Source organism: Phaeospirillum tilakii, from assembly GCF_042683125.1.
Lineage (GTDB): Bacteria > Pseudomonadota > Alphaproteobacteria > Rhodospirillales > Magnetospirillaceae > Phaeospirillum > Phaeospirillum tilakii.
In genome coordinates this window covers 58505-84152 of record NZ_JBHUIY010000014.1, presented here as the reverse complement: position 1 = coordinate 84152, position 25648 = coordinate 58505, and the positions used below count along the sequence as shown (strand labels likewise).

General features: G+C 70.1%; 20 protein-coding genes, 1 tRNA gene and 1 pseudogene. 12 read left to right on the top strand and 10 right to left on the bottom strand.

Annotation, left to right across the window (positions count from 1 at the left end; all coding sequences use genetic code 11):
- Both ACFSNB_RS09005 and ACFSNB_RS09000 read right to left on the bottom strand, forming a co-directional pair.
- Positions 1 to 279 (bottom strand): FeoA family protein, encoded by a 279-nt coding sequence (locus ACFSNB_RS09005; protein ID WP_377315840.1) that lies wholly within the window; start codon positions 277 to 279, stop codon positions 1 to 3.
- Complete coding sequence (locus ACFSNB_RS09000; RefSeq protein WP_377315839.1) at positions 276 to 1637, bottom strand: diguanylate cyclase domain-containing protein; 1362 nt, start codon at positions 1635 to 1637, stop codon at positions 276 to 278. The genes ACFSNB_RS09005 and ACFSNB_RS09000 overlap by 4 nt, the downstream gene beginning before the upstream one ends.
- Positions 1638 to 1935: 298 nt before the next feature.
- On the opposite strand from ACFSNB_RS09000, the gene ACFSNB_RS08995 reads away from it, so the two are divergent.
- Positions 1936 to 2349, top strand: a complete 414-nt coding sequence (locus tag ACFSNB_RS08995; RefSeq protein ID WP_377315838.1) for a response regulator — start codon at positions 1936 to 1938, stop codon at positions 2347 to 2349.
- Here ACFSNB_RS08995 and ACFSNB_RS08990 read toward each other — a convergent pair.
- The 3 genes from ACFSNB_RS08990 to ACFSNB_RS08980 all read right to left on the bottom strand — a co-directional run bounded on the left by ACFSNB_RS08990 (position 2318) and on the right by ACFSNB_RS08980 (position 6605).
- Positions 2318 to 3724 (bottom strand): ATP-binding protein, encoded by a 1407-nt coding sequence (locus ACFSNB_RS08990; protein WP_377315837.1) that lies wholly within the window; start codon positions 3722 to 3724, stop codon positions 2318 to 2320. The two genes, ACFSNB_RS08995 and ACFSNB_RS08990, sit on opposite strands and share 32 nt — an antisense overlap.
- Before the next feature lie 10 nt (positions 3725 to 3734).
- Positions 3735 to 5969 carry an NADP-dependent malic enzyme gene (locus tag ACFSNB_RS08985; protein ID WP_377315852.1) on the bottom strand — a complete coding sequence of 745 codons (2235 nt, stop codon included), beginning with the start codon at positions 5967 to 5969 and terminating at the stop codon, positions 3735 to 3737.
- A gap of 126 nt (positions 5970 to 6095) precedes the next feature.
- A complete protein-coding gene (locus tag ACFSNB_RS08980; protein ID WP_377315836.1) occupies positions 6096 to 6605 on the bottom strand; it encodes a hypothetical protein in 510 nt (169 codons plus the stop codon).
- A gap of 179 nt (positions 6606 to 6784) precedes the next feature.
- On the opposite strand from ACFSNB_RS08980, the gene ACFSNB_RS08975 reads away from it, so the two are divergent.
- The 5 genes from ACFSNB_RS08975 (at position 6785) to ACFSNB_RS08955 (ending at position 10843) form a co-directional block, all read left to right on the top strand.
- Positions 6785 to 7801 (top strand): zinc-binding alcohol dehydrogenase family protein, encoded by a 1017-nt coding sequence (locus tag ACFSNB_RS08975; RefSeq protein WP_377315835.1) that lies wholly within the window; start codon positions 6785 to 6787, stop codon positions 7799 to 7801.
- Between the two features lie 268 nt (positions 7802 to 8069).
- Positions 8070 to 9092: a hypothetical protein gene (locus ACFSNB_RS08970; protein ID WP_377315834.1), complete on the top strand. Its 1023-nt coding sequence runs from the start codon at positions 8070 to 8072 to the stop codon at positions 9090 to 9092.
- Positions 9093 to 9150: 58 nt separating this feature from the next.
- Complete coding sequence (locus ACFSNB_RS08965; protein WP_377315833.1) at positions 9151 to 9753, top strand: glutathione S-transferase N-terminal domain-containing protein; 603 nt, start codon at positions 9151 to 9153, stop codon at positions 9751 to 9753.
- Positions 9750 to 10202, top strand: a complete 453-nt coding sequence (locus ACFSNB_RS08960; RefSeq protein WP_377315832.1) for a cupin domain-containing protein — start codon at positions 9750 to 9752, stop codon at positions 10200 to 10202. The genes ACFSNB_RS08965 and ACFSNB_RS08960 overlap by 4 nt, the downstream gene beginning before the upstream one ends.
- On the top strand, positions 10184 to 10843 hold the full coding sequence (locus tag ACFSNB_RS08955; RefSeq protein WP_377315831.1) for an HAD-IA family hydrolase: 660 nt from the start codon (positions 10184 to 10186) through the stop codon (positions 10841 to 10843). The genes ACFSNB_RS08960 and ACFSNB_RS08955 overlap by 19 nt, the downstream gene beginning before the upstream one ends.
- 133 nt (positions 10844 to 10976) lie before the next feature.
- On the opposite strand, the gene aroA is transcribed toward ACFSNB_RS08955, so the two are convergent.
- Entirely contained in the window at positions 10977 to 12299 is a 1323-nt protein-coding gene (gene aroA, locus ACFSNB_RS08950) for a 3-phosphoshikimate 1-carboxyvinyltransferase (protein WP_377315830.1), read from the bottom strand.
- Positions 12300 to 12488: 189 nt separating this feature from the next.
- Here aroA and ACFSNB_RS08945 point away from each other — a divergent pair, with 189 nt between their 5' ends.
- Together ACFSNB_RS08945 and ACFSNB_RS08940 are read left to right on the top strand one after the other, a co-directional pair.
- Positions 12489 to 12881, top strand: coding sequence for a TIGR02300 family protein (locus ACFSNB_RS08945; protein ID WP_377315829.1), 393 nt, complete (start codon positions 12489 to 12491; stop codon positions 12879 to 12881).
- Between the two features lie 128 nt (positions 12882 to 13009).
- Positions 13010 to 13085 (top strand) — tRNA-Ala (locus ACFSNB_RS08940).
- Between the two features lie 158 nt (positions 13086 to 13243).
- Here ACFSNB_RS08940 and ACFSNB_RS08935 read toward each other — a convergent pair.
- A pseudogene (locus tag ACFSNB_RS08935) lies at positions 13244 to 14257 on the bottom strand (methyl-accepting chemotaxis protein); the annotation flags it as partial.
- A 708-nt stretch (positions 14258 to 14965) separates the two neighbouring features.
- Here ACFSNB_RS08935 and ACFSNB_RS08930 point away from each other — a divergent pair.
- Positions 14966 to 16624 (top strand): sensor domain-containing diguanylate cyclase, encoded by a 1659-nt coding sequence (locus ACFSNB_RS08930; RefSeq protein WP_377315827.1) that lies wholly within the window; start codon positions 14966 to 14968, stop codon positions 16622 to 16624.
- A 126-nt stretch (positions 16625 to 16750) separates the two neighbouring features.
- On the opposite strand, the gene ACFSNB_RS08925 is transcribed toward ACFSNB_RS08930, so the two are convergent.
- Positions 16751 to 18193 (bottom strand): DUF294 nucleotidyltransferase-like domain-containing protein, encoded by a 1443-nt coding sequence (locus ACFSNB_RS08925; protein ID WP_377315826.1) that lies wholly within the window; start codon positions 18191 to 18193, stop codon positions 16751 to 16753.
- A 525-nt stretch (positions 18194 to 18718) separates the two neighbouring features.
- On the opposite strand from ACFSNB_RS08925, the gene ACFSNB_RS08920 reads away from it, so the two are divergent.
- Positions 18719 to 19021, top strand: a complete 303-nt coding sequence (locus tag ACFSNB_RS08920; protein WP_377315851.1) for a DUF485 domain-containing protein — start codon at positions 18719 to 18721, stop codon at positions 19019 to 19021.
- Positions 19018 to 20703, top strand: a complete 1686-nt coding sequence (locus ACFSNB_RS08915) for a cation acetate symporter (protein ID WP_377315825.1) — start codon at positions 19018 to 19020, stop codon at positions 20701 to 20703. The genes ACFSNB_RS08920 and ACFSNB_RS08915 overlap by 4 nt, the downstream gene beginning before the upstream one ends.
- Before the next feature lie 118 nt (positions 20704 to 20821).
- On the opposite strand, the gene ACFSNB_RS08910 is transcribed toward ACFSNB_RS08915, so the two are convergent.
- Together ACFSNB_RS08910 and ACFSNB_RS08905 are read right to left on the bottom strand one after the other, a co-directional pair.
- Complete coding sequence (locus tag ACFSNB_RS08910; protein ID WP_377315824.1) at positions 20822 to 21721, bottom strand: 50S ribosomal protein L11 methyltransferase; 900 nt, start codon at positions 21719 to 21721, stop codon at positions 20822 to 20824.
- 16 nt (positions 21722 to 21737) lie between these two features.
- The gene (locus ACFSNB_RS08905) at positions 21738 to 24029 is read right to left on the bottom strand and encodes an ATP-dependent helicase (RefSeq protein WP_377315823.1); all 2292 of its coding nucleotides are present in this window, start codon (positions 24027 to 24029) and stop codon (positions 21738 to 21740) included.
- 260 nt (positions 24030 to 24289) lie between these two features.
- Here ACFSNB_RS08905 and ilvC point away from each other — a divergent pair, with 260 nt between their 5' ends.
- Positions 24290 to 25309, top strand: a complete 1020-nt coding sequence (gene ilvC / locus ACFSNB_RS08900; protein ID WP_377315822.1) for a ketol-acid reductoisomerase — start codon at positions 24290 to 24292, stop codon at positions 25307 to 25309.
- Positions 25310 to 25648: the final 339 nt, after the last annotated feature.

Below are 25648 nucleotides of genomic sequence, written 5' to 3'. Positions count from 1 at the left end.
CTACGCGCTCCCCGAAGCGGAAGCCGACCGGGCGATCAGCCGCACCCAGATGTCCGGGGCGACATTGCCGCCGATCGCCAGGTGGCGGCCGTCGAGATCAAGCAGGATCGCCCCGCCCGGGCCATGCCCGGCCAGCCGGCACACCCGGCCGGGAATCAGCCCGGCGGCGGTGAGTTGATCGATTTCGCGCCCAGCCCCCCGCACCGCCACCACCCGCACCGTCCCCCCGCTGCGCACCGTCCCGAGCGGCATCGCCCGCACCGTCTGATCCACGCTCATCCCGCCTCCTGCGTCCCCGGGCCGGGATCGAGGCGATAGCCGCGCTTGCCCGACCGTTTGACCGCGTACATCGCCGTATCGGCCCGTTTGATCAGCTCGGCCGCCGGCTGGCCGCCGTCGCCGAGGGCGATTCCAATGCTGGCCGACACCGTCAGCAGCCCGCCGGCGAACGGCACCGGCCGCGACACCTGCTCGACCAGATGGCCGGCGACGCGGCGCACCCCGGCCTCGCCGCCCTCGGCGTCGAGCGGGGCCAGCAGCACGACGAATTCGTCGCCGCCGAGGCGGGCGACCAGATCGCCGACCCGCAGCGCGGCGGTCATCCGCCGGGCGATCTCGCACAGCAGCGCGTCGCCGGCATCGTGGCCGTTGCGGTCGTTGACCGCCTTGAAGCCGTCAAGGTCGATCAGCAGCACCGCGACGCGGTGGCCGGCATGGCGGGCGGCGGCCAGGGCGGATTCGAGGCTTTCCTCGAACATCCGCCGGTTGGGCAGGCCGGTCAGCGGGTCCTGGTTGGCCTCGCGCAGGATCCGGGCCTCCTGGCGCTTGCGTTCGGTGATGTCGAAATAGAACCCGACCAGGAAGCCGCCGCCAGCCTCGGCGCTGACCCGGGTGATGCTGAGCCACACCGCATAGGGGGTGCCGTCCTTGTGGCGGTTCCACACCTCGCCGCACCACAGCCCCTCGCGCTCGACCGCCTGCCGGATCGCGCCGTGAAAGGCCGGGTCGTGATGGCCCGAACGCAGCATGCTGACCGGCCGGCCGACGATGTCGGCGCTTTCGAGGCCGGACAGGCGGGAAAAGGCCGGATTGACGATGATCACCGTGCCGGCGAGATCGGCGACCACGATCGCCTGCGGCGACCATTCCACCACCGCCGCCGCCAGCCGGCGGCTTTCCTCGGCATGGCGGCGCTCGCGGATGTCGCGGAACACCACCACCGTGCCGGTCACCCGGCGGGCTTCGACGATCGGGGCGGCCACCAGTTCGATCGGGATCGCGTCGCCGGCCGGGCCGCGCAGGGTCGCCTCGACCCGCTCGCTCCGGCCGCTGCCCGCCCCGCCCGCCGCCGGCAGGGTGGCGAGAAAGGGGAACAGCTCGACCCCGCGCCGGCCCAGGCTGTGCCGCTCGCCATGGCCGCTCAGCCGCTGCGCCGCGCGGTTGAGGAAGGTCACCCGCCCGTCGCGGTCGAGCCCGAGCAGCCCGTCGGCCACCGACTCGAACACCGCCGCGTTGAGGGCGGCGACCGGTTCGGCCCCGCCGTCCGCCGCCGCGCCGCCGGATCGCCCCCGCCACCCCGCCAGCCAGCCCGCCAGCCGGCGGCGCAGCCGGGCCGGGGCGGCTTTCTCCAACTCCATCCGCATGATTCCTGCCTCGGTCCCGGTTGGCTCCGGGGCACGCCCTCCTTGAGATGATGTTGCGAGTTATTCTCAACATGCCGAGATTGTCAATCCCTTCCTGCCCGGCGGCGCGGACACCACCTCTTTTAGGTTGTATCTGCGACATCAATACAAACGAATAGGATTTTTCGGCGCCCCCTTAAGCTTTTTTCCTGGCGGTCGCGGCGTTTTCTCCCGTCTTCACCGCAGTGACAGCGGGCGCGTTCGGGGCTAGGCTTGACCATCGTCTCGCCCGTCAGCCGGGAGGACAGCCTTGATGCTCGCCCCGCCTTCGCTCGATCTGCTGAAGATCCTGATCGTCGATGATCAGGATTTCGTCCGTGCCGTCGTCCGCAAGATGCTGACCCAGATCGGGATCGCCACGGTGGTCGAGGCCCGCGACGGGATCGAGGCGCTGCGTCAGGTGGCCGAACAGCGGCCGGATCTGGTGATCTGCGACGTGCGGATGCGCCCGCTCGACGGGTTCGGCTTCGTCGAGGCCCTGCGCGGCCAGCCCGGCGGCGCCGCGCTGCCGGTGATCCTGCTGACCGGTCAGGCCGACCCGACGGTGGTGGAACGGGCCAACGCGGCCGGGATCGACGCCCTGCTGCTGAAGCCGGTGCTGGCCCCGGCGTTGCAGGACCGCATCCTCGCCGTGCTCAGCGCCCGGCGGCCGGCAGCCACACCGTAAAGGTCGAGCCCTGGCCGACCACGCTGTCGATCGTCATCACCCCGCGATGGCGGTTGACGATGTGCTTGACGATGGCGAGGCCGAGCCCGGTGCCGCCCATCCGCCGCGACCCGGCGGTATCGACCCGGTAGAACCGCTCGGTCAGGCGCGGCAGGTGTTCGCGGGCGATCCCGTCGCCCTGGTCGCGCACCGCCACCCGCAGGACGGGACCGGCCTTCAGCGCCGCCGCCGCCGCCGGCAGATCCTCCGGCCCGGCCGGGGCGGCGCTGACGGTGATCGCGCTGTCGGCGCGGCCATATTTGATCGCGTTGTCGATCAGGTTCTGGAACAGCTGGGTCAGTTCGTCGGGCTGGCCCAGCATCGGGGCGAGGCCGGGATCGAGCGACAGCTCGACCCGCATCCCGCGCGCCTCGGCCAGCGGCCGCAGCGCCTCGGCGGCCCCGATCAGCAGCCGGCCGAGATCGACCCGCTCGCTCGGCGCGGTGTGCTCGTTCAGTTCGATCCGCGACAGCGACAGCAGGTCGGCGATCAGCCGGCTCATCCGCTGCGCCTGCTCGGCCATGATGGCGAGGAAGCGGTCGCGCGCCTCCTCGTCGTCGCGGGCCGGGCCGCGCAGGGTGTCGATGAAGCCGGCCACCGCCGCCAGCGGGGTGCGCAGCTCGTGGCTGGCATTGGCGACGAAATCGGCCCGCATCCGCTCGATCCGCTTGAGATCGGTCAGATCGTGCAGGGTCAGCATCGCCGAGGCTCCTTCCGGGGCCTGTCCCTCCGGCCGGCCGACCCGGGCCAGGAACACCCGCTCGACCGGCACCGGCTGGGTGAACTCGCATTCCTGGGCCCCGGCCCCGGCCAGCACCGCGTCGATCGCCTCCAGCACCGCCGGATGGCGCAGCACCAGACTGATGTCGCGCCCGACCAGCCCGCGCCCGAACAGCAGCCGCGCCGCCTTATTGTCGCGCACCACCCGCCGGGCCGGATCGAGCAGCAGCAGCGGATCGGGCAGACCGTCGAGCAGCCCCTCGTTCCAGCGGGCGACGCTGGTCAACTCGGCCGCCCGCTGCGCCGACATCCGGCGCAGGCCGCCGACCGCGGCGACGATCCCGCCCAGGGTGGGATCGTCGCGGCCGGGCGGCGGCCCCGGCTCGCCCCCCAGCGCCAGCGAGCGGATCCAGCCGGCCAGCCCGGCCAGCCGGACCAGATGGCTGCGCACCAGCATCGCCAGGATCAGCACCACCCCCAGCCACACCAGCGCCGCCCACAGCAGCCCGACCCGCTGCTGGGCCGCCAGCACCGCCAGCACCACCCCGGTCGGACTGGCCAGCAGCAGCGCCACCAGCACCATCCGGCCGAGGGCGATCGGATCGCGCCGGGTCATCGCCTCCCCGTCACCGCTTGGCTTCGCGCTTCAGGGCGTCGTGGCAGGCGAGGGTGGCCAGGGTGACGATGTCGCCGGCGCTGGCATCCATCGAGGTGACCTGGATCGGCTGGGACAGTCCGACCAGGATCGGGCCGATCACCGGCACCGCGCCGACCTTCTGCAACAGCTTCGAGCTGATGGTGGCGGAATAGAGCCCGGGCATCACCAGCACGTTGGCCGGTTCCTTGAGCCGGCTGAACGGGTAATGGCCGAGCAGTTCGGGATCGAGCGCGACGTCGGGGCTCATCTCGCCGTCATAGACGAAATCGACCTTGCGGGCGTCGAGCAGATCGACCGCCTCGCGCATCCGGTCGGCGCTGCCGTTGGTGGGGTTGCCGAAGGTCGAATAGCTGATCATCGCCACCCGGGGCTCGTGCCCCATCTGGCGGGCCTTGTGGGCCGCCTGCACCGCGATGTCGGCCAATTGTTCCGGGGTCGGCCGCTCCAGCACGGTGGTGTCGGCGATGAACACCACCCGGCCCTTGGCGACGAACACGGTGATGCCGAACATCAGTTCGCCCGGGGCCGGATCGACCACCCGGCGGATCTCGTCGAACGCCTGCCAGTAATTGCGGGTCAGGCCGGTGACCATCGCCGCGGCGTCGCCCGCCTCGACCATCAGCGCGCCGAAGATGTTGCGCTCCTGGTTGACCAGCCGCTGGACGTCGCGATAGAGCGCGCCCTTGCGCTGGAGGCGGCGATAGAGCCGGTCGGTGTAATCCTTGGTCCGGTCCGACAGCCGGGCATTGACGATTTCGAGCGATTCCGCCGCCGGCAGGCCGATCGAGCGCATCGTCGCCCGGATGCGGTCCTCGCGCCCGATCAGGATCGGATGGCCGAGGCCGGCATTGCTGAAGGCGACCGCGGCGCGGATCATCTTCTCTTCCTCGCCCTCGGCGAACACCACCCGGCGCGGATTGGCCCGCACCGCCTCGGTGATCGCCTGCATCCCGGCGGCGACCGGGTCGAGCCGGGCCGACAGGTCGCGGCGATAGGCGGCCATGTCGATGATCGGCCGCCGCGCCACCCCGCTGTCCATCGCCGCCTTGGCCACCGCCGGCGGAATCGCCGCGATCAGGCGGGGGTCGAACGGCACCGGGATGATGTAGTCGGGGCCGTAGCGCAGGCGCCGGCCGGAATAGGCGGCATCGACCTCGTCGGGCACGTCCTCGCGGGCCAGGGCGGCGATCGCCTTGGCCGCCGCCAGCTTCATCGCGTCGTTGATGGTCGAGGCGCGGACGTCGAGCGCGCCGCGGAAGATGTAGGGGAAGCCCAGCACATTGTTGATCTGGTTGGGATAATCCGACCGCCCGGTGGCGACGATCGCGTCGGGGCACACCGCCTTGACCTCTTCCGGGGTGATTTCCGGATCGGGATTGGCCATCGCGAAGATGATCGGCTTCGGCGCCATCGTCAGCACCATCTCGGGGGTCATCGCCCCCTTGACCGACAGGCCGAAGAACACGTCGGCCCCCTCCAGCGCCTCGGCCAGGGTGCGGGCCGGGGTATCGACCGCATGGGCCGACTTCCACTGGTTCATCCCCTCGGCGCGGCCCTGATAGATCACCCCCTTGGTGTCGCACAGGGTGACGTTCTCGTGGCGGACGCCCAGGCTCTTGATCAGTTCGAGGCAGGCGATGCCGGCGGCGCCGGCGCCGTTGACCACCACCTTGACCGAGCGCATGTCGCGTCCGGTCAGGTCGAGGGCGTTGATCAGCCCGGCGGCGGAAATGATCGCGGTGCCGTGCTGGTCGTCATGGAACACCGGAATCGGCATCAGCTCGCGCAGGCGCTGCTCGATGATGAAGCATTCCGGCGCCTTGATGTCCTCGAGGTTGATCCCGCCGAAGCTGGGGGCGAGGTAGCGGACGCAATTGATGAATTCGTCGACGTCGCGGGTATCGACCTCGAGATCGATCGAATCGACGTCGGCGAACCGCTTGAACAGCACCGCCTTGCCTTCCATCACCGGCTTGCCGGCCAGGGCGCCGAGATCGCCGAGGCCGAGCACCGCGGTGCCGTTGGAGATCACCGCCACCAGGTTGCCCTTGGCGGTGTAGTCGTAGGCGAGGTTGGGATCGCGGGCGATGTGCAGGCAGGGAAAGGCCACCCCGGGCGAATAGGCCAGCGACAGGTCGCGCTGGGTCGCCATCGGCTTGGTCGGCACGATCTCGATCTTGCCCGGCCGCCCCGAGGCATGCATCAGCAGGGTGTCGCGTTCCAGCACGGAGCGGCCATCCTCGGCCGGTTCCTCGCTGGCGCGGGTGGTATTGAACGTGGTGCTCATCAGGAAACCATCTCCGTCTCGGGGGGAGAGAGCGGGCGAGACTCAGGCCGCGACCGGTCCGGGCCGCTCGCAAACATGAACATTGCTGCCGCCGGCGGCGGCCAGCAGGGCGGTGGCGGTCTGCTCCTCCTCGGGGCTGTCGATGCCGACCCACAGGATCACGCTGCCGGCGGCGAGCGCGCGGGCGAAATCCTTCGAATCCGGCAAGGCGGCGACCTCGTCGAGCACTTCCTTGAGCGCGGCACCGCCGACTCCGGCGGCGACCAGGGCGGCGATCGCCGCGCCGACCGGGCCGGCGGCGATGGCGATCAGGCCGGCCGCCACCAGCGGCCCCTCGAACTTCAGTTCGCCGACCAGGGCGATCAGGGCGTCGCGCCACGACCGGCCGCCGCTGCTGGCGACCTCGAGCGATTCGTGCGAGGCCAGCACCGACAGGCGCGGGCGCTCGAACCCGGCGCGGATCAGCGCCTCCACCGCGGTTTCGAAATGGGCACGGTCGGCGAACAGGCCGACGACCTCGCGGGCGGTGGGGATGGATGGGGCGGCAGTCATGGTCGGTCTCCCGGAAGGCTCCCAAGGGGGCAGGCCGACCAATTGTGACCCAACCCGGCCACCCTGCCTAGCCCTGGATGTCTGACAGTCCGATGGCAGGCCCGCGCGTGGCTGTTGCGCCCGGGGCCGTTCGCGGGCTTTGCTGGTCGGCACCCGAACCCCTGGCAAAGGACAAAGCGATGCGCGCCGTCGGCTATCAGACCTCCCTTCCGATCGAAGATCCCCGGTCGCTGGTCGACATCGACCTGCCCCGCCCCACCCCCGCCGGCCACGACCTGCTGGTCGAGATCCGCGCCGTGTCGGTCAATCCGGTCGATACCAAGGTGCGCAAGCGCGCCCAGCCCGAGCCGGGCGGCTGGACGGTGCTGGGCTGGGACGCCGCCGGCACGGTGGTGGCGACCGGGCCCGAGGCGACCCGCTTCCGCCCCGGCGACGCGGTGTTCTATGCCGGGGCGCTGACCCGGCCCGGCACCAACGCCGAATTCCATCTGGTCGATGAGCGTCTGGTCGGGCTCAAGCCGGCCTCGCTCGACTGGGCCGAGGCCGCCGCCCTGCCGCTGACCGCGATCACCGCCTGGGAGGCGCTGTTCGAGCGGCTCGACGTCAAGGGCCGCCCGGTGCCCGGCGCCGCCCCTTCCCTGCTGGTGATCGGCGGGGCCGGCGGGGTCGGCTCGATCGCGATCCAGCTCGCCCGCCGGCTGACCGACCTCACCGTGATCGCCACCGCCTCGCGGCCGGAGACCCGGGCCTGGGTCGCGCAACTGGGGGCCCACCACGTCATCGACCACAGCCAGCCGTTGGCGGCCCAGGTCGCCGCCCTCGGGCTCGGCGCCCCCGCCTTCGTCTTCTCCACCACCAACACCGACCAGCATCTCGGCCAGATCGCCGAGCTGATCGCGCCGCAGGGCCGCTTCGCCCTGATCGACGATCCCGAGCGGCTCGACATCGGCCCGTTCAAGCGCAAGAGCGTCTCGACCCATTGGGAATTCATGTTCACCCGCTCGCTGTTCGCCACCCCCGACCTCGCCGCCCAGGGCGCCCTGCTGACCGAGGTGGCCGGGCTGGTCGATGCCGGCGTGCTGCGCACCACCCTGGCCGAGACGTTCGGCAAAATCGACGCCGCCAACCTGCGCCGGGCCCACGCCCTGCTCGAAAGCGGGCGGGCGCGCGGCAAGATCGTGCTGGCAGGGTTCTGACGACGGAGACTGCGACAGGAGCCGAGAGGCGCCGCCTCTCGGCGCTCTCCGCGCAGGGCCACCGGCCCTGCGAACCCGTTTTTCAGATTGGCGCAAGAACAAGACGGGTCTGGTCATAACCGGATGCGGGTATGACGGAAGCATAGAGCGGGGTTTGGGGGAAAATTAACGTCTGGCTGATTATCACCAACGTTGGCGACCGGCGCGGTCGTCCGGCGCGGATGGCGCCGGGGCCGCGCCGTTTCTTTCCCCAGGCCGAGGAGAACCCATGGCCCCGCATCGCCCCGAGCCGCCTTTGTCGGGTGCGGAGATCCGCGCCCTGGTCGAATCCTATCACGCCCTCGCCGCCAGCGGTTTCCAGCCCGACGCCTTCGCCGAACCGCCCCGGCACGATTTCCACGCCATCGACGACGATCTGGTCGATTATTTCACCACCCATCGGCCGATCCCCTGCCGGGCCGAGTTCTTCCGCGCCTGCGGCGAGTTGGAGGCGCGGGTGGCGGCCGGCACCACCGGCGCGGCCGAACGCTATCTGGTGACGATGCTGACCCGGCGGTTCGACAATTTCCGGCGCGGAATGGCCGGGCGGATCAACCTCGTCTCGCTCGGCGACAATTGCTATCCGCACATGATCGCGGTCCGCTGGGGCTATTGCCTGCCACGCCGGTTCGGCGGCGGAACGATGCCGTTCGATCTGGTCAATTGCCCGATCGAGGCGACCACCACCCTGCTCGACAGCGATTTCGCCGGCCTGCTCGATCCCGAGGCGCTGCACGCCCTCGACGACGCCGATTGCTGCGCCCATGCCCGGCTGGGCATGGTGTTCCGCCACGAAAAGGGCGCGGCGATGCGGGCCGCCGGCTTCGCCCGGCTGCGCGAGATTTACTGGACCCGGATCGAACGGTTCCGCGCCGCGCTGGGCAACGGCCGGCCGACCCTGTTCCTGTTCGATCACGACGTCTGGCCGGAACTGGCCGAGGACCGGGTGGGAGCGTGGGGGGCCGGGGCCCTGCCGGCGCTGCGCGGGCTGATCGCAGCGGTCGAGGGCGTCTGCCGGGGGCCGTTCCTGTTGCTGCTGGTCAGCCGGGCGGCGACACCGCCCGATCCGGCGCTCCAGGCCCTGGCCGGCCCCCGGGTGCGGCTGGTGCATTGCCCGTTCGACCGGCCGGGCTGGTGGGACGTGGCGGTCTATGCCTCGGCCGCCGGGCTGCGGTTCGAAAGCGGGGTGGTGGCGGCGATCGAGGCCGGCTGCCGCGACCTGCTGGCGGCCAGAGCGGCGGCGGCCTCTTGACACCCGGGGCGGCTCAGCCAACCCTGTCGGGATCCCGTCCCGAGCCGCCGAGGCCCCGATGAAGCTGCGCACCTCCGCCACCTCGCCTTACGTCCGCAAGGTCTGGATCCTCGCCCGCGAGACCGGGCTGGCCGAGCGGATCGAACCGGTCCCGACCAACGCCTGGGACCCTGCCACCGACCTGCCCGCCGACAACCCGCTCGGCAAGGTGCCGACCCTGCTGACCGAGGGCGGCGAGGCGCTATACGATTCGCCGGTGATCTGCGACTACCTCGATTCGCTGCATGACGGCCCCAAGCTGATCCCCGCCGCCGGCGGGCCGCGCTGGGTGCAGAAGCGGCTGGAGGCGCTGGCCGACGGCCTCCTCGACGCCGCCCTGGCGGTGCGGGCCGAAACCACCCTGCGCCCGGCCGACAAGCTGTGGCCGGACTGGGTCGAGCGCCAGCAGCGGGCGATCGCCCGCGCCCTCGACCGGCTGGAGGACGAGGCGCCCGGCTGGGGCGAGACCTTCCTGCTCGGCCAGATCGCGGTGGTGGCGGCGCTCGGCTATCTCGATTTCCGCTTCCCCGAATCCGACTGGCGCGCCGGCCGCCCCGCTTTGGCGGCATGGTTCGCCCGGGTGTCGCTCCGCCCGTCGGTGGCGGCGACGGTGCCGGCATGAACGAGGCGGACCGCCTCGCCGCGCTGATCGCCCGCCTGGGGATGCAGCCCCATCCCGAGGGCGGCCATTACGTCGAGACCTGGCGCGACCCGCCGCCGCCCGGCGGCGGACGCGGCAGCGGCACCGCGATCCTCTACCTGCTGCGGGCGGGCGAACGCTCGCACTGGCACCGGATCGACGCCACCGAGATCTGGCACTTCCATGCCGGCGCGCCGCTGCGGCTCGATTTGTCCGAGGACGGCCACGCCGCGCGCAGCCTGATCCTCGGCCCCGACCCGCTGGCCGGCCATCTTCCCCAGGGCATCGTCGCCCCCGGACTGTGGCAGGCGGCGGCGCCGCTCGGGGCCTGGAGCCTGGTCGGCTGCACCGTCTCCCCCGCCTTTTCCTTCGCCGGTTTCGAGCTGCCCCCCCCTGACTGGAGTCCCGATTCATGCCTCTCGCCGCCCTGATCTTCGACGTCGACGGCACCCTGGCCGAGACCGAGGAGGTCCACCGCGAGTCGTTCAACGCCGCCTTCGTCGCCGCCGGGCTCGACTGGCGTTGGGACCGCCCGCTCTATCGCAGCCTGCTCAAGGTGTCGGGCGGGCGCGAGCGCCTGCGCGCCTATGCTCCCGACGCCTCCGACGCGCTGATCGCCGAACTGCACAAGGCCAAGACCGCCCATTACACCCGGATGGTCCACGAGGGCGCGCTGTCGTTCCGCCCCGGGATCGAGCCGCTGATCGAACAGGCCCGCGACGAGGGGCTGAAGCTGGCGTTGGCCACCACCACCAGCCGCGCCAACATCGACGCCCTGCTGGGCGAACGCTGTGCCTGGTTCGACGTGGTGGTGTGCGGCGAGGACACCCCGCGCAAGAAGCCCGATCCCTCGGTCTATCATCTGGTGCTGGCCCGGCTGGGCCTGCCGGCGGAAAGATGTCTGGTGATCGAGGATTCGGCCCACGGCGTCCAGGCCGCCCGCGCCGCCGGCCTCGCCGTGGTGGTGACCGAGAGCGTCTATACCGGCGGCGACGATTTCACCGGGGCGCTGGCGGTCTATCCCGACCTCGGCTGCATCGACCTCGACCGCCTGCGCGCCCTGCGGGGGTAACCCCCTGCGGGGCTGCCGCCCCGGCCCCGCCTGGAGGCTGACGCCTCCAGACCTCCCCCTTTTTTTTCGAAAACAAAGGGGGTCCGGGGCATCGCCCCGGTTGGGTTTGGGCGAAAGCCCAACAGGGGCGCGGTCAGGCGATCGCCGCCCCCAGGCTGTTCATCAGGGCGACGAAACCGGGAAAGCTGGTGCCGATCGAGTCGGCGTCGTCAACCACGACCGGCTGCTCGGCCACCATCCCCAGCACCAGGAACGACATCGCGATGCGGTGATCGAATTTGCTGGCGATGGTCGCCCCGCCGACCGGCGGCCGCCCGGTGCCATGAACGATCAGCACATCGGCCTCTTCCTCGACCCGGACGCCGCAGGCGGCGAGGCCGCGCGCCATCGCCCCCAGCCGGTCGCTTTCCTTGACCCGCAGCTCGGCCAGCCCGTTCATCCGGGTGGTGCCCTCGGCGCAGGCGGCGGCGATCGCCAGGATCGGGTATTCGTCGATCATCGACGGCGCCCGCTCGGCCGGCACCTCGACCCCCTTGAGCCGCCCGGCGCGCACCCGCAGATCGGCCACCTTTTCGCCGCCCTGCTCGCGCTCATTCTCGAACAGGATGTCGGCCCCCATCTCCCGGAGGGTCTGATAGAGCCCGGTCCGCAGCGGATTGACCCCGACATTGCTCAGCAGGATCTCCGACCCCGCGACCAGCAGCGCCGCCACCGCCGGGAACGCCGCCGAGGAGGGATCGGCCGGCACCTCGAACCGCCGCCCGGTCAGTTCGGGAAAGCCGGTGACGGTGACCACCCGGCCGCCCTGCTCGGTCGGCTCGACCCGGACGTCGGCGCCGAAGGCGCGCAGCATCAGCTCGGTATGGTCGCGGGTCGGCTCGGGCTCGACCACGGTGGTTTCGCCCGGGGTGTTGAGCCCGGCCAGCAGCAGGGCCGACTTGACCTGGGCCGAGGCCACCGGCAGTTCGTAGCGGATCGGCACCGGCTGGGCGGTGCCGACCACCGCCAGCGGCAGCCGGCCGCCCTCGCGGGTGACGAAGCGGGCGCCCATCCGCGCCAGCGGCTCGGTGACGCGGCGCATCGGCCGCGAGCGCAGCGAGGCATCGCCGGTGAAGAAGGTGGTGAAGGGATGGGTGGCGACCAGCCCCATCATCAGGCGGGCGCCGGTGCCGGAATTGCCCATGTCGAGCAGATCGGCCGGCTCGACCAGCCCGCCGACGCCGCGCCCGAACAGATGCCAGGTGCCGTCGTCGCGCCGGGTGACCTCGGCTCCCAGGGCGCGCAGACAGGCAGCGGTGTGCAGCACGTCGTCGCCTTCGAGCAGCCCGCCGACCACGCTTTCGCCCACCGCCAGCGCCCCCAGCATCAGGGCGCGGTGGGAGATCGACTTGTCGCCCGGCACCCGCGCCGCCCCCGCCAGGGGCCGTGCCCGTTCCGACCGCAGCGTGTTGGTCATCCCCGCTCCTTCCGTCTGTAGCCCCCCCGCCACCGGCATGGGCGGGAACGGCCAAGCTCTAGCACAAGCGCGGCCGGGACGATAGGTCGGGGCGGCCAGCGCGAATTGGTTTTGACAGCGGGTGGGGAACATGGCAAATGCCCCCCACAGACCCAAGCCTGACCGGACAAATTTCGAGGAGGACCCAAGGTGGCCAAGCCGGAATGGGGACACAAGCGCACCTGCCAAAGCTGCGGCTGCCGTTTCTATGACATGAAGCGGACGCCGATCGTCTGCCCCAAATGCGGCGCCAACGTCGAACCCGACGTGCCGTTCAAGGTCCGCCGCGCCGGCGGCGGTGTGACCGAGGCCAAGGCGCCGATCCCCGCCGTGGTCGATCCGGAGGAGATCGACGTCGAAACCGACGACGTCGCCGATGCCGGCACCGAGGACGAGGAAGGCACCGAAGCCGAGGAGCACGAGGACGCCGCCGAGGAGGACGAGCACGGCCTGATCGAGGACGCGTCGGATCTCGGTGAGGACGACGACGACATGGCCGAGGTGATGGATCACCTCGACGACGAGCTCGAGGACGAGGCCTGAGGCGGCCCGGCGGGGGCGGCGGAAAAAAAATGACGGCGACCGAAATTTTTCTCTTGCGCCCCCGCCCCGAAATCAATAAGTTCCGCCTCCACCGACGGCGCCCCAAACGCCACGGACCGAAATAAAAAGGGGCCATAGCTCAGTTGGGAGAGCGCTTGAATGGCATTCAAGAGGTCAGGGGTTCGACTCCCCTTGGCTCCACCAAATGAAGAAGGGCTCAGCCGCCAGCGGCTGGGCCCTTTCTCTTTAACCGCCCTCCTCCGATTGACCCGGGCCGATTCCGGTTGGGCTGGGGCGACCGCCCAACCGGGCGCGGATCCTTGGCCAACAGCGGCGCTGTACCGCTGGCGGTCCCTGCGGGATCAGTCGGCGATGGTCAGCATCCGCACGTTGCCCCACAACCGCCCCCGGATGAACACCGGGGCCGAGATGTCCTTGACGATCTGAAAGCGGTCACCGAGGTTGCGGCGGAAGGTCTGCACCAGGAACGGCCGGGTCGATTGGCCGACCTTGGCGGCGGTGCGATCGACATGGCGCATCCGTTGCCGGGAGTTCTGCGCATTCCACACCGGGTCCGGCCCCGGCGGATGGGTGTGGCGGCGGTTGGTGACCGGCATGTAGCCGTTGCGGTCGGTCACGGTGCACAGCAGCACGTTGGGGCGGAACTGCGAGGGCGGCTCGATCAGCGGCGGGATCAGGCGTTCGATCAGCGGCAGCCAGCGGGTGGTGTAGCGCGGCGGCTGGATGCCCTCCATTTCCCGATAGGTTTCGTCGAACAGGGTGGGGAGGTCGATCTCGCCCCGGCCGACCGCCGCCTCCAGTTCGCGGGTGACGGCCTCAGCGGTGGCGGTGACCTGATCGATATAGGGGGTGTCGGCGGTTTCGATCCCGGCCCCGGCCAGCAGTTCGATCAGGTCCTCGCCGAGATCGAGCAGGCGGTAGGCCCCCTCGGTGACGGATTCGGCATCGCGCCGGGACAGGGCCTCGTTGTCGCCGATGTGGGCGATCTCTTCCGCCACCGCCTCGCATTGGCGCCGGTTGTCGCCGGCCCGGTCGGCGATCAGGCTGATGGTCCCGGCCATCGTCGCCACGCCGTCGCACACGCCGTCGAGCACCTGCATCGCCGCGCCGATGGTGCCGGTGCCGGCCCGGGCGGCGGCGGCGGCCCCCGAGGCGGCCCCGCTCTCGCTGATGATCTGGGCGATCTGTTCACGCAGTTCGGCGACGGTGCCGAGGATGCTCTTCACCGTGTCGGCGGTTTGGCGCGACAACGCCTTGACCTCGCCCGCGACCACGGCGAAGCCCTTGCCGGCCTCGCCGGCCCGCGCCGCCTCGATGGTGGCGTTGAGCGCCAGCAGATTGGTCTGGCGCGCCACCGCCTCGATCTGCTTGGTGGAGGCGCCGACCCGGTCGAGCGCGTGTTGCAGTCCGGGCAATTGCGCCTCCAGCCGCGTGGTGCCCTCGACCAATCCGAACACGTCGGCCACCGCCGTCTGGATCGAGTGCTGGGAGTCCCGCATCCGCCCGGCCATCGCGTGGGCCGTGTCGCGCGCCGCCGCCGCGGACTCGGCGATTTCGGCATTGGAGGCGGCCATCGAGGTGGCGGCGTGGCTGACATTGCCGAGCAGATCGGTCTGGGCGGCGATCCGGCGGCTGACGTCATCGATCCGTCCGGCGATGTCGGCGGCATTGAGGCCCAGTTTGGCGCACCGCTCGGCCAGGGTGGCAATCAAATCCTGGAGATCCGGCTCGGCCGGGGCGTTGAGGTCAAGATTCTGCTGAGCCCGGTTCGACATTCCTGGTTCTCCCGTCCCATCGCCGAGGCGATTCGTTCCCAACGAGAACAGTGCCGAACCCCGGATGACAATTCAATGGATTGCCGCCCGTCTGGTGACATGTCTTCCTGAACATTACAGTTCGATTAAATGATCCGGCCGAATATTTGCTTGCTCTGATATGGACAGCAGCATCACTGGACCATGGGGATAGCTTGCGAACTTCTATGACCTATGGAATAATACCCCACCAAAACCGTCGGAGGGGAGCACGGCCACCCGCTCCCCCGCCTGCGCAGGGTCCCCGCCATGACGTTTTTTTCCGCCCTGGGCTCGGTGACGTTGGGGATCCGGTTCTGGCTGGTGCTGGTGGTGGTGGTCTCCTCCAGCCCGCTGCTGGCCTTCACGGCCTACACGCTGCATGCGCTGTACCAGGCCCGGGCCGAGAGCCTGATCGTCCAACTGACCGAACGCACCCGCTCGGCCGCCAACGCGATCGACCTGCGGATCGATATCGGCCTCAGCTCGCTGACCACCCTGGCCAGCGCGGAGGCGGCGCAGCGGCGCGACCTGCCCGCGCTGTACCGCCATGCCCAGATGGTGGCGCGGGAAACGCCGGGGGTGATGACCATCGTCCTGCTCGACCGCGCCGGCAATCAGCTGTTCAGTTCCCGCGAACCGTTCGGCGCGCCGCTGCCGCCGACCGAGGCGCCGGACTCGGTCGAGCGGGTGTTCGCCACCGGCCAGCCGGCCAGTTCCGGGGTGTATACCGGCGCCATCAGCAAGCGGCAGGTGGTGGCGATCGGGGTACCGGTGACGATCGACGGCGCGGTGGCCTACTGCCTGCGGATGATCGTCCCGGTCGAGGTGTTCGCCACGGTGCTGGACGGCCTGCACCTGCCCCACGACTGGGTGGTGGCGCTGGTCGATGCCACCCAGCGCACCATCGCCATCAGCCACATGAAGCAGGAAAGCGCCGGCACGGCGGTGCCGCCCGACCTCGCGGCGGCGCTGCGGCGGGGCGAGCGCGACCTGATCACCTTCGCCGCCCCCGACGGCACCGAAATCTCCGCCGCGATCGTCGCGGTGCCGCGCACCGACTGGGTGGTGCTGATCGGGGTGGCGACACGGGCGCTGCGCGAGCCGCTCGACCAGACCGTCGCCGCCCTGGCGATCGGCATCGCCCTGGTGCTGACGATGGCCCTGGCCTGCGCGCTGGTGCTGTCCGGGGTGCTCGGCCGCCAGTTCACCGCGCTGGTCCGCGCCTCGCGCGATTTCGCCCGCACCGGCAGCCTGCCGGCCTATGGCGCGGCGGTGCGCGAGGTGGTCGAGATCGGCCGGACCCTGATCCAGGCCAGCCGGCGCGAGCAGGAAATCAAGGACGCCCTGGTCGATGCCCTCTCGACCCAGCGGGAACTGTCGAACCGGCTGACCTCGGCCCGCTGCGACTCGCTGACCGGGCTGCCCGGACGCGGCCTGTTCCTCGAACTGGTCGAATTGCTGCGCCGCGATGCGGCCGGGGCCAGAAAGCCCCTGGCGCTGGCGGTGATGCTGCTCGACCTCGACGGGTTCAAGGCGGTCAACGACCGCTTCGGCCACGCCCGCGGCGACGAGGTGCTGCGCCAGACCGCCGAGATCCTGCGCCACATCCTGCGCGACCGGGATGCCTGCGGCCGGCTGGGCGGCGACGAATTCGTCGTCTGCATCTCCGCCCCGGCCGAAGAGATCGAGGCGGTGGCCGAGGTGATCGCCGCCCGCATCGTCACCATGGTCGGCCAACTCGGCGAGGGGCTGGGCTGTAGCGTCGGCGTGGCGCTGTGGCCCCCCGGACAGGGCGACATCGCCGCCGCGCTCCACCGCGCCGATCAGGCGATGTACCGGGCCAAACAGAACGGCAAGAACCGCTTCCGCCTCGCCACCGACGCCGATGACGGCAGTGACGAGGATCAGGTGCCGCTGACCTCCTGACCAAAAACGACGCGGGCGCGGACCGGCCTTTCCGCTTGGGCGCGGGTGTTGGCCGCGCGACGGTCAAGGAAAGGGTTCCAAGGGCCTTGCGGCCCTTGGCGGGTGCGGGCAGAGCCCGCGATAGCGTCAGCCGCCGACGCCGCAGACGAATTTGAGGGTCTGGAGGCGTTTCAGCGCCCAGCGCAGGCGGGCGCGGGCCGGCTTGTCGAAGCATTTCGGATCGATCCGCGCCGAGGGCGGGATGTCGAGGGCGAGGTCGGCCAGTTGCTGTTCGAGCAGGCTGCGCAGCAGGATCTCGCGCACCTCGATCAGGTCGCGCAGGTCGTCGGGATGGATCGCGCCGGCCTCGGCCAGGGCGCCGAAGCGGTCGTCGGTGCCGGTCTCGGTCACTCCGGCGCGGATCGCCCGCAGCCGCGCCGCGCTGACCAGCGGCAGCAGCCCGAACTTCTTGAGGTTGAGCCGGCCATTGACGGTGACGAGGCTGCCGAACAGGCCGATCGAGCCGTCCATCGCCGCGACGTTCTGGGCAAGGTAGCGCAGGAAGAAGCCCGAACCGGCGGCGGTGTCGAGGGCCAGCCGGCGCAGTTCCTCGGCCAGGGCGACATCGCCCCACACCGGCTGGAAATCGAAGAAGATGTCGCAGTACATCACCGTCTGGTTCTCGACCGAATAGACCCAGCGGTGCAGTTCGGCGCGCCATTGCTCCAGGCTGTGGCGCCATGCCGCCTCGCCGGCCATCACCTTGCCCTGGCACAGCGGGATCCCGGCCTGGGCCAGGGTGGCGTTGAGGCGGCGGCCGAGTTCGGCGAACCAGGGATCGTCGTCGGGACCGCCGGCATGGACCAGGGCGTTGTCCTGGTCGAAGGCCAGCAGGCTTTCGCCCCGCCCGGCCGAGCCCAGCACCAGCAGGGCGTAGCGGGCGGGCGGCGCGCCCCAGCCATCGTCGGCCATCCCCGCCTCGGCCAGCTCGGTGGCGCGGGCGGTGAGGTCGCGCAGCACCAGCGCCACCACCGCGGCGATGTTGCGGGCGGTCACCCCCTCGGCCAGCAGGGCGGCGGCCAGCCGTGGCAGCCGCGCCACCACCGCCGCCATCGCCTCGCCGTCGCGGGCGGTCTCGACCGAATCCCCCAGCACCAGCGCCTCGGTCGCCCGCACCTTCAGCAGGGCGCTGCCGGTGACGATGCCGACCGGACGGCGGGCGGCATCGACCACCACCAGATGGCGCAGCCCGGTGCGGGCCATCCGCGCCAGGGCGACATGGACGAACGACTCGCCCGGCACCGTGATCACCGCCCGGGTCATCACCGCCCCCAGCGTCACCGCCAGCCCCGCCGCGCCGTCCTTGGCCACCAGCCGCAGCAGGTCGCGCTCGGTGAAGATGCCGGTGGCGGTGCCGTCGGCGGCAACCGCGACGATCGACGACACCCGCGACGCCTCCATCCACCGCACCGCCTCGAGCAGCGGCAGATCGGGGGGCGCGGTCAGCACCGGGCTCCTCATCACCTCGTTGATGCGATGGCGATAAGGGAAGCTGTCGATCCTGGAAAGAGGCGCTATATCGGCCACCATACGTCCACCATAGTGATCGGCTGGATTTTTTCAACGGCTTTCCCTGTCTCGAAATCGACCGCTTTTCGTATACAGACGCACCGTTCCTGGGTGCGAGAAATCGCAAAAATGTATACTGACAGGCAACCGCCTGTGGCCCGGGCTGCCGGCCGGCTTTGCTAGAATCCGATTTGCCAATCCAAGCATAAAAGGGACGAATTACAGTGTTTTCCTTGGAAGCAGCAAAACTCGATCGAAAGCTATGGCCTGCGAAGGCAAATATGGCTACAATAATAACCCAGGACCTCTCGCCCGAGGTTGACGGCATCCAAGACGGGTGTTATTGAGGTGCGGTACCTCAGATACGCTTCGAGCGCATGACCGCCATGCACCACGTCGGACCAAGGCCTTTACGTCCTCGAGGCAGCCAGAACCGGCATCAAGACCGGGCCGTAACAACAATCACCGCCCCCCTTACGGGAAGCGCGCGGTGAAAAAAATAGTGGAGGGTCTATCGTGAGTAAGTCAGAACAGACAGCACACACCATAGCCGTCGCGGAAAGGATCCGGAACAACCCGAAATTCCGCGAATTGGTGACCAAGCGAAGCCGCTTCGCCTGGATTCTCACCTCGCTTGTCCTGGTGATCTATTTCGGCTTCATCGTGATCATCGCCTTCGACAAGGCATTCCTGGCCCAACATGTCGGCAGCGGCGTGACCACCATCGGCCTGCCGATCGGCGTGGGAGTGATCCTCAGCGCCATCGCCCTGACCGGGTTCTACGTCTACCGCGCCAATGGCGAGTTCGACGAACTCAACCGCCAGATCATCGAGGAATCGCGCCGATGAAGACGCCCCTTTCCGCCCTCGCCGCGCCGTTGCTCGCGGTCGGCGCCCTGCTCGCCACCACCACCGTCGCGCTGGCGGCGGGCGATGTCGGCCAGACCGCCAAGCAGGCCACCAACTGGCATGCCATCGTGATGTTCCTGGTGTTCGTCGCCGCGACGCTGGGCATCACCTACTGGGCGGCGCAACGCACCAAGACCGCCGCCGACTTCTATGCCGCCGGCGGCGGCATCACCGGTTTCCAGAACGGTCTGGCGATCGCCGGCGACTACATGTCGGCCGCCTCGTTCCTCGGCATTTCCGCGCTGGTCTACGGCTCGGGCTATGACGGCCTGATCTTCTCGGTCGGCTGGCTGGTCGGCTGGCCGATCGTGCTGTTCCTGATCGCGGAACGCCTGCGCAACCTCGGCAAGTACACCTTCGCCGACGTCGCCACCTACCGCCTTGCCCGCACCCCGGTGCGCAGCTTCGCCGCCACCGGCGCGCTGATCGTGGTGATCTTCTACCTGATCGGCCAGATGGTCGGCGCCGGGCAGCTGATCAAGCTGCTGTTCGGGCTCGATTACGTCTATGCCGTGGTGGTGGTCGGCGCGCTGATGATGATCTACGTCACCTTCGGCGGCATGGTCGCCACCACCTGGGTGCAGATCATCAAGGCCTGCCTGCTGCTGGGCGGCGCCACCATCATCGCGCTCGGCGTGATGTACCAGTTCGGCTTCTCGTTCGAGAGCCTGTTCAGCCGCGCCGTCGAAGTGCATCCGAAGCACGAGGCGATCATGGCGCCCGGCACCCTGGTCAGCAATCCGGTCGATGCGATCTCGCTCGGCATCGCCCTGATGTTCGGCACCGCCGGCCTGCCGCACATCCTGATGCGCTTCTTCACCGTTCCGGATGCGCGCGAGGCCCGCAAGTCGGTGTTCTACGCCACCGGCTTCATCGGCTACTTCTACATCCTGACCTTCATCATCGGCTTCGGCGCGATCTGCCTGGTCTCGGTCAACCCCGACTATCTCGACGCGGTCAAGGGCGGCCTCGCCCTGCGCGGCGGCAACAACATGGCCGCGCTGCATCTGGCCCACGCGATCGGCGGCGACCTGTTCCTCGGCTTCATCTCGGCGGTGGCGTTCGCCACCATCCTGGCGGTGGTGTCGGGCCTGACCCTGGCCGGGGCGTCGGCGATCTCGCACGACCTCTATGCCAGCGTGTTCATGCACGGCAAGACCACCGAGGGCCGCGAGGTCCGGGTGTCGCGGATCGCCAGCCTGGGCCTCGGCGTGATCGCGGTACTGCTCGGCATCGCCTTCGAGAAGCAGAACGTCGCCTTCATCGTCGCCCTGACCTTCTCGGTCGCCGCCTCGGCCAACTTCCCGGTGCTGCTGCTGTCGATGTTCTGGAGCGGCCTGACCACCCGGGGCGCCGTGATCGGCGGCACCATCGGCCTGGTCAGCTCGGTGGTGCTGGTGGTGCTGTCGAAGACGGTGTGGGTGCAGAGCTTCGGCTTCGCCGAGCCGATCGTGCCCTACGCCTACCCGGCGATCTTCTCGATGCCGGCGGCGTTCTTCTTCAGCTGGCTGTTCTCGGTGCTGGACAACAGCCCGCGCGCGGCCCGCGAACGCGCCGCGTTCGAGGCGCAGTCGATCCGCTCCGAAACCGGCCTCGGTGCCGAAGGCGCGGCGGCGCACTAAGCCGACCCCGGGCCGCCGTCTCCCCCCACGGCGGCCCGGATCAAACCGAAAAAAAGCGGAGGTCCGGAGGCGTCAGCCTCCGGGCGGGGCGCGGGGCGGCAGCCCCGCTTTCCCTTGGTCAGCGGCCGATAATCAGCGTCGCCCAGCCATCGACCAGCAACCGGCGGATCAGCCGCAGCCCCTGCCGCTCATGGCTGGCCATCACCCGCCGCTCCTGGCTTTCGAGCAGTCCCGACAGCACCGCCACCCCGCCCGGCGCCAGATTGGCGGCGAGGTCGGGCGCGAACCGGCACAGCGGCCGGGCCAGAATGTTGGAAAAGATCAGATCATAGGGCGCACAACGGACAATGCCCGGAGCGCGGTAGCCATCGCTGACCAACGCGGTGAAATGGGCGCGGACGCGATTGTGGGCGGCATTGGCGGCCATCACCCGCACCGCCGCCGGGTCGATGTCGGTGGCGACCACCGGACAGTGCCACAGCCGCGCCGCCGCGATGCCGAGGATGCCCGAGCCGGCGCCGACGTCCAGCACCCGCCGCCGGGGCCGCCGCCGCGCCAGCAGGTCGAGCGCGAGCAGACAGCCGCGGGTGGTGGCATGCTCGCCCGAACCGAAGGCGGTGCCGGCATCGATTTCCAGCCCGATCGACGCCACCGGCGGCTGGCCGCGCCAGTGCGAGCCATGGACGAAGAACCGCCCGGCCTCGATCGGCGGGAAGTCGCGCAGATTGGCCAGCACCCAATCGACCCCCGGCACCCGCTCGATCGCCAGCGGCGGCACCGCCACGCCCTGGACGGTGGCGATCGCCTCCAGCGCCGCCAGCACGGCGGCGCGGTCGGGGGGCGTGCGGGAAAAGCCCTCGAGGAACCACTGACAGTCGCCGTCGGACATGCCGGAGCGGTCCTCCATGAACATCGTCACCGCCTCGGCGTAATGATCGAACACCGCCTCGAACGGGCCGAGGCTGTCGGGATCGACGGTCAGGCGCAGACGCCAGACATCGGGGAACACGGGGGGCATGGTTGGTCGCTCCAGTTCAGGCGGCGGTCAGGTAGGAATCGATCAGGGTGCGGGGCCCGGCCTCGTCGAAGGCGACGTGGACGGTGTGGCCCTCGACCGCCAGCACGGTGCCAAGGCCGAACCGGTCGTGCCGGACCCGCGCCCCGACCGCGAAGGCCGCCCCCCGCCGCACCGGCTTCGGCCATGACGCGGCGGCGGGCTCGGCCCGCTGGGGACGGTCGGACCATCGGGGCCGCTCGGGCCGCTCCCACGACGGGTCGCGCGGCGCCGGCTCGCCGCCACCGCCGGCGAACAGGCCGGGCGCCGCCTCGCGCTCGATCTCGTCGTCGGGGATCTCGGCCAGGAACCGGCTGGGCAATTGGGTGCGCCACTGATTGTAGATGCGGCGATTGGCGGCGAAGCTGATCAGCACCCGCCGCCGCGCCCGGGTCAGGCCGACATAGGCCAGCCGGCGCTCCTCCTCCAGCCCCTTGTTGCCGCCTTCCTCCAGCGCACGGACATGGGGGAAGACCTCCTCCTCCCAGCCGGGCAGGAACACGCTGTCGAATTCCAGCCCCTTGGCACCGTGCAGGGTCATCACCACCACCCGGTCGCCCTCGGCCTTGGCGTCGTTCTCCATCACCAGGGCGACATGCTCGAGGAAGGAGGGAATCGACTCGTACTCGGCGATCGCGGCGGTCAGTTCGGCCAGATTCTCGACCCGGCCGGCGGCGTCGGGGGCCTTGTCGGCCTTCCACATCGCGACATAGCCGGATTCGTCGAGGATGGTGTCGGCCAGATCCTCCGGCGCCAGACTGCCGAGCAGGGCGCGCCAGCGGTCGATGTCGGCGACGAACTCGCCCAGCGCCTTGCGCGGCCGCGGCTTCATCTCCCCGCTCGCCACCAGCCGCCGCGCCGCCTCCAGCAGCGGCAGCCCTTGGGCCCGGGCGAAGGCGGCAATCTCGCCCAGCGCGGCGTTGCCCAGCCCACGCTTGGGCAGGTTGACGATCCGCTCGAAGGCGAGGCTGTCGCTCGGCGCCACCACCAGCCGCAGATAGGCCAGCGCGTCGCGGATTTCCGCCCGCTCGTAGAAGCGCGGCCCGCCGATCACCCGATAGGGCACCCCGGTGGCGATCAGCCGCTCCTCGAACTCGCGGGTCTGGAAGCCGACCCGGACCAGGATCGCCATCCCGGACAGGCGGTCGCCGCGCCGGTGCAGCGCCTCGATCTCCTCGACCACCATCCGCGCCTCGGCCTCGCCGTCCCACACCGCCCGGCTGCGCACCTTTTCGACGGTGGCGGGATCGTGGGCGCGGCCGGGCCGCAGGGTCTTGCCGAGGCGCCCCTCGTTATGGGCGATCAGCCCGGCGGCGGCGGCGAGGATCGGCGGAGTCGAGCGGTAATTGCGTTCCAGCCGCACCAGCTTGGCGCCGGGAAAGTCCTGCTCGAAGCGCAGGATGTTGCCGATCTCGGCCCCGCGCCAGGAATAGATCGACTGGTCGTCGTCGCCGACGCAGCAGATGTTGTGATGGGTCTGGGCCAGCAGCCGCAGCCACAGATACTGGGCGACGTTGGTGTCCTGATATTCATCGACCAGCAGATAGCGGAAGCGGCCCTGCCAATAGCGCAGCACCCCCTCGTCACCGAGGAACAGGGTCAGCACATGCAGCAGCAGATCGCCGAAATCGCAGGCGTTGAGGCCCCGCAACCGCTCCTGATAGAGCCGGTACAGCCGCGCCGAGCGCGCCTGGGCGGCGTCGCCCGGCCGGCCGGCCGGCAGCTTGTCGGGGGCGAGCGCCTGATCCTTCCAGCGCTGGATCTGCGCCATCACCGCCTGGGGCGGGCAGGATTTGACGTCGAGCCCCTCCTCCTCGATCACCCGCTTCAGCAGGCGAAGCTGGTCGTCGGCGTCGAGGATGGTGAAATCATGGGTCAGCCCGACCGCCTCGGCATGGCGGCGCAGGATGCGCAGGCAGATCGAATGGAAGGTGCCGAGCCACAGATCGTTGGCGGCGGGGCCGACCAGCGCCGCCACCCGCTCGCGCATCTCGCGCGCGGCGCGGTTGGTGAAGGTCACCGCCAGACATTGCCACGGCTGGGCCCGGCGCGAGGCCAGCAGATGGGCGAGGCGCGCGGTCAGCACCCGGGTCTTGCCGGTGCCGGCGCCCGACAGCACCAGCAGCGGGCCGTCGAGGATGGTCACCGCCTGATGCTGTTCGGGATTGAGGCCAGCCAGCCAGGGGGCATCGTCCGGCACCGCCAGCGGCCCGGCGGCAGCGGCGGGCGACGGCGGCGGCGCGTCGTCGTCAAGGGCAAAGGGATCGCTCATGTGGGCGCATATTGGCGGAAGCCGCCCCCGACCGGAAGCGCGAAGTTGCGCGGGCTCCGGCCGCCCCCGCCCGGGGCCGGCCGCCCCGGGACCCGTCACTTGGGACCGCGAAAGGCTGGCGGGACGGCGAGGGGCGCGGTATGGTGCCCGAATCGCATGGGCGGACCCTGCCGTCCCGGGGCATTTGCCTCGGGCGCGGCGCCCCTGTTATGGTCCGCCGGCAGTGAATTCCAGCTCGCGTAAGCACATGGGGAACCGAAATGCGCGTCTATTATGACCGGGATGCCGACGTCAATCTGATCAAGAGCAAGAAGGTTGCCGTCATCGGCTACGGCAGCCAGGGCCACGCCCATGTCCTCAATCTGCGGGATTCCGGGGTCAAGGACGTGGCGGTGGCGCTGCGCCCCGGTTCCGCGACCATCAAGAAGGCCGAGGCCGAGGGCCTCAAGGTGATGACCCCGGCCGAGGCCGCCGCCTGGGCCGACGTGGTGATGATCCTCACCCCCGACGAACTCCAGGCCGATCTCTACAAGGCCGAACTCGCCGCCAACCTGAAGCCGGGTGCGGCGCTGGTGTTCGCCCACGGCCTCGCCATCCACTTCAAGCTGATCGAGGCCCGCGCCGACCTCGACGTGTTCATGGTCGCCCCCAAGGGCCCCGGCCACACCGTGCGCGGCGAATACCTCAAGGGCGGCGGCGTGCCCTGCCTGGTCGCGGTGGCGCAGAACCCGACCGGCAACGCGCTCGAACTGGCGCTGTCCTACGCCTCGGCGATCGGCGGCGGCCGCTCGGGCATCATCGAGACCACCTTCCGCGAGGAATGCGAGACCGACCTGTTCGGTGAGCAGGTGGTGCTGTGTGGTGGCCTGACCAAGCTGATCCAGTACGGGTTCGAGACCCTGGTCGAGGCCGGCTACGCGCCGGAAATGGCCTATTTCGAGTGCCTGCACGAAGTGAAGCTGATCGTCGACCTGATCTATGAGGGCGGCATCGCCAACATGCGCTACTCGATCAGCAACACCGCCGAATACGGCGATTACGTCACCGGCCCGCGCATCGTCACCGAGGCGACCAAGGCCGAGATGAAGCGGGTGCTGGAAGACATCCAGTCCGGCCGCTTCGTCCGCGACTGGATGCTGGAATGCAAGGCCGGCCAGCCGAGCTTCAAGGCCACCCGCCGCATCCAGAGCGAGCACCAGATCGAGGCGGTCGGCGAGAAGCTGCGCGGCATGATGCCGTGGATCGCCAAGAACAAGCTGGTCGACAAGGCCCGCAACTAGGCCCTTCCGACGACGAAAAACCCCGGCACCTGCGGTGCCGGGGTTTTTTTTGCGGGCTCCGCCCGCCCCCGCCAAGGGCCGAAGGCCCTTGGATCCCGTTCCTTGCCCTTCGCGCGGCAAACGCCCGCGCCCAAGCGGGAAGGCCGCTCCGCACCCGACAACCAATGGGTTCCAAGGGCCTTGCGGCCCTTGGCGGGGGTGGGCGGAGCCCACATATCACCCCGAAACCCGATGGAAGAGTGGGCAAGAGCGGCCCCCTAAAACGGTTCGGCGCGAAGCCTGAAACCAGGCTTCCCCCCGACTGGGGTCCGATCCTTGGTCCGTCCGGCAGATGAAGAG

Bases quoted from the DNA above. Each gene is read 5' to 3' on its own strand.
- ACFSNB_RS09005 (WP_377315840.1), bottom strand. From the start codon at position 279: ATGAGCGTGGATCAGACGGTGCGGGCGATGCCGCTCGGGACGGTGCGC.
- ACFSNB_RS09000 (WP_377315839.1), bottom strand. From the start codon at position 1,637: ATGGAGTTGGAGAAAGCCGCCCCGGCCCGGCTGCGCCGCCGGCTGGCG.
- ACFSNB_RS08995 (WP_377315838.1), top strand. From the start codon at position 1,936: ATGCTCGCCCCGCCTTCGCTCGATCTGCTGAAGATCCTGATCGTCGAT.
- ACFSNB_RS08990 (WP_377315837.1), bottom strand. From the start codon at position 3,724: ATGACCCGGCGCGATCCGATCGCCCTCGGCCGGATGGTGCTGGTGGCG.
- ACFSNB_RS08985 (WP_377315852.1), bottom strand. From the start codon at position 5,969: ATGCATGCCTCGGGGCGGCCGGGCAAGATCGAGATCGTGCCGACCAAG.
- ACFSNB_RS08980 (WP_377315836.1), bottom strand. From the start codon at position 6,605: ATGACTGCCGCCCCATCCATCCCCACCGCCCGCGAGGTCGTCGGCCTG.
- ACFSNB_RS08975 (WP_377315835.1), top strand. From the start codon at position 6,785: ATGCGCGCCGTCGGCTATCAGACCTCCCTTCCGATCGAAGATCCCCGG.
- ACFSNB_RS08970 (WP_377315834.1), top strand. From the start codon at position 8,070: ATGGCCCCGCATCGCCCCGAGCCGCCTTTGTCGGGTGCGGAGATCCGC.
- ACFSNB_RS08965 (WP_377315833.1), top strand. From the start codon at position 9,151: ATGAAGCTGCGCACCTCCGCCACCTCGCCTTACGTCCGCAAGGTCTGG.
- ACFSNB_RS08960 (WP_377315832.1), top strand. From the start codon at position 9,750: ATGAACGAGGCGGACCGCCTCGCCGCGCTGATCGCCCGCCTGGGGATG.
- ACFSNB_RS08955 (WP_377315831.1), top strand. From the start codon at position 10,184: ATGCCTCTCGCCGCCCTGATCTTCGACGTCGACGGCACCCTGGCCGAG.
- aroA (WP_377315830.1), bottom strand. From the start codon at position 12,299: ATGACCAACACGCTGCGGTCGGAACGGGCACGGCCCCTGGCGGGGGCG.
- ACFSNB_RS08930 (WP_377315827.1), top strand. From the start codon at position 14,966: ATGACGTTTTTTTCCGCCCTGGGCTCGGTGACGTTGGGGATCCGGTTC.
- ACFSNB_RS08925 (WP_377315826.1), bottom strand. From the start codon at position 18,193: ATGGTGGCCGATATAGCGCCTCTTTCCAGGATCGACAGCTTCCCTTAT.
- ACFSNB_RS08915 (WP_377315825.1), top strand. From the start codon at position 19,018: ATGAAGACGCCCCTTTCCGCCCTCGCCGCGCCGTTGCTCGCGGTCGGC.
- ACFSNB_RS08910 (WP_377315824.1), bottom strand. From the start codon at position 21,721: ATGCCCCCCGTGTTCCCCGATGTCTGGCGTCTGCGCCTGACCGTCGAT.
- ACFSNB_RS08905 (WP_377315823.1), bottom strand. From the start codon at position 24,029: ATGAGCGATCCCTTTGCCCTTGACGACGACGCGCCGCCGCCGTCGCCC.
- ilvC (WP_377315822.1), top strand. From the start codon at position 24,290: ATGCGCGTCTATTATGACCGGGATGCCGACGTCAATCTGATCAAGAGC.